General features: G+C 43.3%; 3 protein-coding genes and 1 pseudogene. 2 read left to right on the top strand and 2 right to left on the bottom strand.

Going from position 1 to position 2,566, the window contains the following annotated elements; all coding sequences use genetic code 11:
- Positions 1 to 247: pseudogene (locus GRP75_RS24115) on the top strand (glycerol dehydrogenase); the annotation flags it as partial.
- Positions 248 to 481: 234 nt separating this feature from the next.
- Positions 482 to 697, top strand: coding sequence for a hypothetical protein (locus GRP75_RS24110; RefSeq protein ID WP_013311038.1), 216 nt, complete (start codon positions 482 to 484; stop codon positions 695 to 697).
- Between the two features lie 71 nt (positions 698 to 768).
- Here GRP75_RS24110 and GRP75_RS24105 read toward each other — a convergent pair whose 3' ends face one another.
- Together GRP75_RS24105 and GRP75_RS24100 are read right to left on the bottom strand one after the other, a co-directional pair.
- Complete coding sequence (locus tag GRP75_RS24105) at positions 769 to 1,800, bottom strand: glycosyl hydrolase (protein WP_023989401.1); 1,032 nt, start codon at positions 1,798 to 1,800, stop codon at positions 769 to 771.
- Between the two features lie 31 nt (positions 1,801 to 1,831).
- Complete coding sequence (locus GRP75_RS24100; RefSeq protein ID WP_023989400.1) at positions 1,832 to 2,110, bottom strand: hypothetical protein; 279 nt, start codon at positions 2,108 to 2,110, stop codon at positions 1,832 to 1,834.
- Positions 2,111 to 2,566: the final 456 nt, after the last annotated feature.

The raw sequence follows: 2,566 nt of genomic DNA, 5'->3' as shown, positions 1-2,566 counted from the left end.
TAAAGCACAGCATGGGGAGAAAGTTACATTCGGTTTGGTAACCCAGCTAGTGCTGGAAAATGCACCGAAAGAAGAACTGGAAACCGTGATTAAACTGGTTAAGGATGTAGGCCTTCCATTGACGCTTCGTGACTTGGGTGTAGAGGAATGTGTTGAGGCTGAATGGCGCCAAGTGGCTGAAGCTGCTTGTGCATCGAATGATACAATGGTCAACATGCCGTTCCCGGTTAGTCCTGCTGACGTGTAAAATGCAATCATTGCAGCGAATGCAATAGCAGAATCCTATCAAGAATAGTTTCTTCCTAAATCACGAAAATGGGTTTACAAAAACGGGTCTGTCACATCACTGGCAGACCCGTTTCGTTTACGTGCACTAACATGTGAAACGAAAGAGGGTACCAGGGACTTATATCCTATCTTGTTCTGACCGATATACATGTAACAGGGAAATTAGGTTGGTTACACAGCAGGAGGAGATTTGATGTTGGTGCATGGTAAAACACGTAGGGGCAACTTGTACATCCATATGTCCAGCGGTTTTCACAAAATTGGAGATTATCGGGAAGAATATTCTGTAGCACCGGGTGATCGGCTGATGTCTAGACTGTCCAAGCGGATCTACACCATTGTATCCGTACATCTTGGTGAAGAGGCGTATGCCGATATTGATCTAGAAGAGGTTATTAGAAATAGTTAGAGTGCTTTATTTGGATTTGGTATAAAAAAGCTTCCACTTCGCTCTAGGAGCAAAGTGGAAGCTTTTTTCTTTCAGCGTAGGGACTCATGAAGAAGGTCTCGTGTGATGATATTATTTTGGTTCATAAAATGTCTGATTGCTGCTTGTGAATTGGTTGCAGACAGCTCCTTTCCCCATGTCATGGCATAGGCCCAGGCTGGCTGATTTTGCAGCACCTTCGCACTTGGCAGAATATCACTTTCTCCGATTCCCATAGGCTTGCCCTGCGCAAGCTTTAGCAATTCGGTGTAGTAGGAGGGTTTGTAGTCATTGTTATAGATATCAGCTGCAAGAATATCTACTCGGTTAATACCTGGGAAGGACAAATTATAGGGAGTGCTATATGCGTTTGGAGCATTGGGACTCCACACCCACAACAGGTTATCCAGATGATGGACATGAGTGAACCGATCATACATTAGATTCCACAACTTAGCATAATTTTGCTTGTTTCCCCACCAAAACCAGTTGCCGTTCATTTCATGATAGGGCCTCCATAAAACAGGTACATCCGCGTCTCGTAAGGTCTTAAGGGACAAAGCCACCTCATCCAGATCAGCGATCAGTTGTTTATATTGCGGGGTACCCGGCGTGATGTAACGATTAAATTCAGCTTGAGTAATTTTTGCTTGTACGTTTTTCCACGTTTTAGGTTTGCCAGGAAGCGCCTGATGGAAGGTAACAGCTACGATTCCGCCGTCCTGACTCCATTGGATAGCACTATTCACAACATGCTGACGTTGCTCTCGTAGGGCTGTACGGGACTGGTTAGCCAATCCTCCAAACTCATAGCCGTGAAGTCCTGCGTATTGTCCGCTGATTTGTTGTAGCTTGTTATTTTGTTCATCCGGTGCCTCTAAGTAATCATGCTGCCCGGAAATTAGCATATCATCCGGTACATTAGATAGGTAGGCAAGTAATTGCTTGGCTTTGGCAGAGGCCTGAACATTAATTGGCGGGGCGGCATCGGCAACAATGAATGATTGCTGAGAGCCGCTGAAGAGTAAAACAAGCATTAGCAGTAGCACCCTCTGTAACCAAAAGCGTGTTGAGTGAGATTTCATGGCGCTCCTCCTTTGATGCATGGTAATGGGATTAGTATTTTTCTTTTTGCTTTCTAAGCTGTATATAGGCGCTAATAATAATCACCAACAGACTAATCGTGGCCCATCCATTGAATTCCTGTAAGTGTATCCAGTTGTCCCATACAAGGAAACCTAAAATTACAACGAGCAAACCCATTGCAAGATACATTTTGGTTTGTGCTGGACGTTGGGTTCGTTTTGAAATCCAATGTATGATGCCGAAAACGATGGCTGCCTGAAATAAAAATATGCCCATCATCATTAAACTTGCTATAAAGATTGGGGACATCGGTATCCTCCTCCTGGGTTTACAAACAGAATATGCAGGTTGTAACCGGGATGTGGATTCTTAGATGTCAATTTAATTACAAGTTAAGTAAACAATTGAGCGCTGGTTACGATCTTGAACAAGTTGACTAAATTATACCATAACTACCGTCCTGCAATGAAAGACGTCTAAATACCCACTCTACCTTGATTCGACATCATACTTTATATTCAGCGAAATATTGACATATGGATGTACACTTCACATATATGAAGATGCAATCAGAAATATATGTGAAGTATATGCATAAGAGCAACGCGAAATCGACGGAAAAGTTTGGTATGATTAAAGTGGATTGAAAAGGAGGTGCTCTTATGAATGAAGAAAACAGACCATTCTCTAGGTCAGCAGATGCTGAAGGAGCCAAAGCGAACTTTGATGCCAATCAGCGGAAGCTTCTCTCCGAGGGAGTGCCTA

This window comes from Paenibacillus sp. OT2-17 (assembly GCF_009827695.1).
GTDB classification, from domain to species: Bacteria; Bacillota; Bacilli; order Paenibacillales; family Paenibacillaceae; genus Paenibacillus; species Paenibacillus polymyxa_B.
Note: the sequence above shows the minus strand (reverse complement) of the source record. Positions and strands in the feature narration are given on the sequence as shown.